Source organism: Thomasclavelia sp. (assembly GCF_017889095.1).
Taxonomy (GTDB): domain Bacteria; phylum Bacillota_I; class Bacilli_A; order Erysipelotrichales; family Coprobacillaceae; genus Thomasclavelia.
On record NZ_JAGHEW010000305.1, the window covers coordinates 1 to 4,838 of the forward strand.

The window sequence follows — 4,838 nt, forward strand, 5'->3', positions numbered from 1 at the left end:
GAAGGTTTTATTAAACGTTATGATACTTTACCAATTAAAGAATTATGTTTAGTCGATATTCCTGAAGGAAGAGATAAATTAGAAACAGTTGGTGCTTTGGCAAAGAGGATGGTAAAAAAAGCCGGTTTACCAATGAAAGTTACTTTATCATACGACCGTCGTAATGCTTTACAAGGAGCTGATTTTGTCACTACACAAATGCGTATTGGACGTTTACCAGCACGTATTTTAGATGAACGAATTCCTATTTCTCATGGTATGATTGGTCAAGAAACTAATGGAGCTGGAGGAATGTTTAAAGCTTTTAGAACTATTCCAGTAATTTTAGATATCGTTAAAGATATCCAGGAAATTTGTCCTGATGCCTGGTTAATTAATTTTACTAACCCAGCTGGTATGGTAACTGAAGCAATTTATCGCTATACTGATTTTAAACGGGCCATTGGTTTATGTAATGTACCCGTAAATATGGTTAGTGGTTTTGCGAAAATGTTAAATGCAAAAGAAAAAGAAGTAACAATGGAAATTCAAGGAGTTAACCATTTCATCTTTGCAACTGATGTTTTTGTAAACGGTGTTTCATACTTTGATCAATTATTAGAAAAATATGCAAATTTAACTGATGAAGATACAATTCAAATGAAAAACTTTGTTTCTTTACCATATTCACCATCTTTTGTAAGAGGACTAAAAGCAATTCCTTGTCCATATCATAATTACTATTTCTATACAAAAGAACAATTAGAAGAAGAACAAAGTCAATTCAAAACTGGAACCGTACGCGGTGAAGTTGTTAGTAAAACTGAAGAAGAATTATTCGAATTATATGGTCATGAAGAATTAGCGGAAAAACCAAAACAATTAGAAATGCGTGGTGGTGCTAAATATTCAGATGCTGCTTGTAACCTAATCCAGTCTATCTATAATAATACTGGCGATATCCAATATGTTGATGTTAGAAATAATGGCGCTATCAGTGATTTACCAGCCGACAGTGCGGTTGAAGTTGCTTGTCGAATTACTAGTGATGGACCAAAACCAATTGCTACTGGTTCTTTAAAACTACCAATTAGCGGTTATGTTCAAATGATGAAAGCTTTTGAACGATTAGTATGTGAGGCGGCTGTTACTGGTAACCGTGATTTAGCAGTTACAGCTTTAAATATCAACCCACTTTGTCCAAGTGATGCTCTTGCAAACATCGTTGTTGATGAATTAATTGAAGCTCATAAAGACTATTTACCACAATTTAAATAAAAAAGAAATTCATCACGAATTTCTTTTTTTAATTACGACTAATTCTTTTAAAGATAAAATAATAAATTACTAATGTAAATATCAAAAACAACAATAATATTATAAACGCTTCATTTTCCCCAGATAATAATAAATTCCCCCATGTAGCCACAAAGAAATAACCAATATTTTTTAAAAATACCGGTAATAAAGTCACCGAAAACATAATTCCCGATAACATAATTGATGGTAAGAAAATAAGCTGGCTGATCATTGTCAGTTTAGCCTGTTTTTTTATCAATAAACCTAAAATACCCGCGATACTTAATGAAACAATGGTAAAAAAGGCTACTTTCAACAAATAAACACCTATATTTGCGGGTATAACCGCCGCAAATAACACGGGAGCTAAAATTAAAATAATAATCGATACGATCATTATATGAATAAAAGCAAAAATCATGATTGCCAAAAGTCCAAAAGATAACGAAATTCCATTAACTTGATACATCTTTTTAATCTCACTGCCATAAATTTCTACTAATGATGGTGGTACGCCAATTAAAGAGGCCATAGTAACTGTCATAATGATCATCGATGAAATCAATGATGTTTTAACATTAGGCATCAATGAAGTAAAAATAGTCCCCATGATCAAAAAGAATACTAACGGTACTACATAACAAGTGATCAATAATGATTTACTGCGTAAATCCATTTTAAACTGTAAACCAATGCCATATAATAACCCCTTCATATCGTTACCTCCTTAGTTAACTTAATAAAATCCGCTTCTAATGAACCATGATCGATCTTAATATCAAGTATTTTTTGATTTTGTTTTTGATAGTTTGTTAAAATTGATAACATTGATGAGGCGATATCATCAGTTAAATATTCATCTTCTTTAGTTTCGGTTATAATTTTTATTTTACAGCGCTTATTTACTAAAGTTGCCAGGTTTTTAGCTGTACCATCAAAAATAATCTTTCCTTGATGTAATACAACAATGCGATCACATAGATGCTCTACTTCATTTAAATCATGACTTGATAAAATAATTGTTTTATCCTGACTTTTTAATCCGTTGATGATTTCATGTAAAGCTATTTTCCCTGCTACATCTAATCCAGCTGCTGGTTCATCTAAAAATAAAATATCAGGATTTCCAATTAAAGCTAAAGCTAAATGTAATCTCCGTTTTTGTCCCATTGATAATTCTAAATATTGCTTATTATTTAATTCATCGATCTTTAAAGCTTTAATAAATTTATTTTCTAGTTTAGCTTTTTTCCATTTTGAAAATAATTTGATTGCTTCATTTACTTTTAAATAAGCTGGTAAAGCTGCTAACTGTAACTGGACTCCCATTTTTCCATTGATTACTACTTTTCCCTGATCATATTTTAAAGTCCCTTCCATACATTCTAAAGCTGTTGTTTTCCCAGCTCCATTAATTCCTAAAATCCCTAATATTTCCCCTTTTCTAGCTTTGAAGCTAATTCCTTTTAATACCTGATTATCACCATAACTTTTCTTTAAATCAATTACTTCAACTACATTATCCATTATCTTTCTCCTTAAACGGATCAATTTTAGCTTCTTGAAAATAAATCATTAACGCTGTTTGTAAATACTCATTGACTCTAGCTTGTTTTTTAGCCAAATCATGTTTATCTTCACCTAATACCTGATTAAATTCCAATAATTTATTTAATAAAGACAGATCACCGCCAGTAAATTCCATGATCATTTCCCAAAATTCTTTAGCTAATTTAACTACCTGATCATCTTTAGAATCAACGTTATTATCTTGTAATTTTATTACTTTATTACACAAATCATCAAACTCTTTAATAAAACGCAAGCCACTTTCTTTATCAAAATGATTTCGAATATGTTCTAAAGATTCATCATCAAAATATTTAATTAACCAGTAATATTCATTATTCATCTGTAAATTAACAATAATATCGGCATATTTTTTAAAATCTACCGTTTGCATTAAGATTACTTCTTCTTTTAAAGCATTAATAGCAGTTAAGCTCTCTTGTAATTGCTTGATCTTATCTTCAAGAACTCTAGATTGATTGTTTAAGGCAATAACAACATCATTCGGCGTTTTAAAACTGATCAATTTATTTTTAATATCATCTAAAGAAAAGCCTAATGCTTTTAATGATTGAATCTGATGTAATTTAATCATATCCTGATAGCTGTATAATCGTCTGCCACCATCGCTTATTTTACTAGGAACTAATATTCCAATTTGGTCATAATATTGTAATGTTCTAATCGTTGTATGCATCTTTTTAGCTAAAGCACCAACACTTAAATATTTATCATCTTGTTTTTCCATGATTGATCCTCCTAGTTTTATTATAATTCATGACGTAACGTCATAAACAAGTACTTTTGTAAAAGAAAAAAGTTCAAAACGAACTTTTTATCTTTAATCAATTTTTTTAATTATTATTTCATAACTATCTTCACTTAAATATAAAATTATATATGTCAAAGGCAAGGAAAAACGTTTCCGTCCACAACTACCGGGATTTAGATACAAAGTTTTTCCCTTTTGGTAACAAGCTAATTGATGAGAGTGCCCATAAATATAAAAATCAACATTTTTCTTAGAGTCTAACTCATGAATCAAATAAAAACGATGTCTTAAAAGACTAAATTCTTCACTAGTATTTAATAACAATTTGTCATTATTACCTTTAACTGCATATACTGGTGCTAACTGTTTTAATTTATCCAATATTTCCTGTTTAGTAATATCACCGGCATGAATGATATAATCACAATCTTTTAAGTCCGTTAAAACAGCTTCTTTTAATACATCATGAGTATCAGAAATAATTCCTATTTTAAACATTATCAATTATTCCTTTTCGTAATTTAAAATTATGTAATTCTTCATCAGTTAAATCTTTATGTTTGGTATTAAAATATGGCATTGTATCTTTAGTCTTAGCACTAATATAAGAATTATAATCGATTTTTTCTTTATAGATTGAATAAAATTCATAGACATACATAGCACCGCCTTGACTTTTGATCGTACTTTTAAACTGATCAATTATTGCTTGATAAGATAAATCAGTATCTACATATAAAAATACTTTGGGGCCAACTTGTTTAATTATATCAATTTCTTTGATTTTTATATTTTCAATCTTTTTTAACCACGAAATAATCTTTGCATATCGAGCACTAATCAATACTACAACCATCTTATTACCTCCACTTATAATTTAATGAACCATATTAAAAGCCTTTTCTAAAGGATCAACACTTAATTCTTCTATTTCCATCGCATCAATTCTGATATAACGAATTGCCTGCATTTCTTTTACTAACCGATCAATTTTAACTTCTTCACCTTGAAAACAAGCTTCAACTGTTCCATCATATAAATTTCTAACCCAACCCGTAAGTCCTAATTGTAATGCTTTTTGATAAGTAGTAAAACGAAAACCAACTCCTTGTACTCGTCCTTTAAAAATATAATGTCTTCTAATCATCCAAAAAACCTCCTATCTTTTATTACTTTATATTATACCACAAATAAGTTCGTTCTATCTTACTAGAAATAC

General features: G+C 29.5%; 7 protein-coding genes. 1 reads left to right on the forward strand and 6 read right to left on the reverse strand.

What is annotated here, in order from left to right; translation table 11 throughout:
* Nucleotides 1-1,257: 6-phospho-beta-glucosidase (locus tag J7M77_RS13495; protein WP_296879459.1), on the forward strand; the 1,257-nt coding region annotated here is incomplete at its 5' end.
* A gap of 28 nt (nucleotides 1,258-1,285) precedes the next feature.
* On the opposite strand, the gene J7M77_RS13500 is transcribed toward J7M77_RS13495, so the two are convergent.
* The 6 genes from J7M77_RS13500 to J7M77_RS13525 form a co-directional block, all read right to left on the reverse strand.
* Nucleotides 1,286-1,993 (reverse strand): ABC transporter permease, encoded by a 708-nt coding sequence (locus J7M77_RS13500; protein ID WP_296879461.1) that lies wholly within the window; start codon nucleotides 1,991-1,993, stop codon nucleotides 1,286-1,288.
* On the reverse strand, nucleotides 1,990-2,805 hold the full coding sequence (locus J7M77_RS13505) for an ABC transporter ATP-binding protein (protein WP_296879463.1): 816 nt from the start codon (nucleotides 2,803-2,805) through the stop codon (nucleotides 1,990-1,992). Before J7M77_RS13505 ends, J7M77_RS13500 begins: the two co-directional genes overlap by 4 nt.
* Nucleotides 2,798-3,595 (reverse strand): MerR family transcriptional regulator, encoded by a 798-nt coding sequence (locus J7M77_RS13510; protein ID WP_296879465.1) that lies wholly within the window; start codon nucleotides 3,593-3,595, stop codon nucleotides 2,798-2,800. Before J7M77_RS13510 ends, J7M77_RS13505 begins: the two co-directional genes overlap by 8 nt.
* A 93-nt stretch (nucleotides 3,596-3,688) precedes the next feature.
* A complete protein-coding gene (locus J7M77_RS13515; protein WP_296879467.1) occupies nucleotides 3,689-4,117 on the reverse strand; it encodes a metallophosphoesterase family protein in 429 nt (142 codons plus the stop codon).
* Nucleotides 4,110-4,475: a hypothetical protein gene (locus J7M77_RS13520; RefSeq protein ID WP_296879469.1), complete on the reverse strand. Its 366-nt coding sequence runs from the start codon at nucleotides 4,473-4,475 to the stop codon at nucleotides 4,110-4,112. The genes J7M77_RS13515 and J7M77_RS13520 overlap by 8 nt, the downstream gene beginning before the upstream one ends.
* Before the next feature lie 21 nt (nucleotides 4,476-4,496).
* Nucleotides 4,497-4,766: an acylphosphatase gene (locus J7M77_RS13525; protein WP_296879471.1), complete on the reverse strand. Its 270-nt coding sequence runs from the start codon at nucleotides 4,764-4,766 to the stop codon at nucleotides 4,497-4,499.
* Nucleotides 4,767-4,838 lie beyond the last annotated feature (72 nt).

What these genes read in the sequence shown, in the direction of transcription:
- J7M77_RS13500 (WP_296879461.1), bottom strand. Translation starts at nt 1,993, where the DNA reads ATGAAGGGGTTATTATATGGCATTGGTTTACAGTTTAAAATGGATTTA.
- J7M77_RS13505 (WP_296879463.1), bottom strand. Translation starts at nt 2,805, where the DNA reads ATGGATAATGTAGTTGAAGTAATTGATTTAAAGAAAAGTTATGGTGAT.
- J7M77_RS13510 (WP_296879465.1), bottom strand. Translation starts at nt 3,595, where the DNA reads ATGGAAAAACAAGATGATAAATATTTAAGTGTTGGTGCTTTAGCTAAA.
- J7M77_RS13515 (WP_296879467.1), bottom strand. Translation starts at nt 4,117, where the DNA reads ATGTTTAAAATAGGAATTATTTCTGATACTCATGATGTATTAAAAGAA.
- J7M77_RS13520 (WP_296879469.1), bottom strand. Translation starts at nt 4,475, where the DNA reads ATGGTTGTAGTATTGATTAGTGCTCGATATGCAAAGATTATTTCGTGG.
- J7M77_RS13525 (WP_296879471.1), bottom strand. Translation starts at nt 4,766, where the DNA reads ATGATTAGAAGACATTATATTTTTAAAGGACGAGTACAAGGAGTTGGT.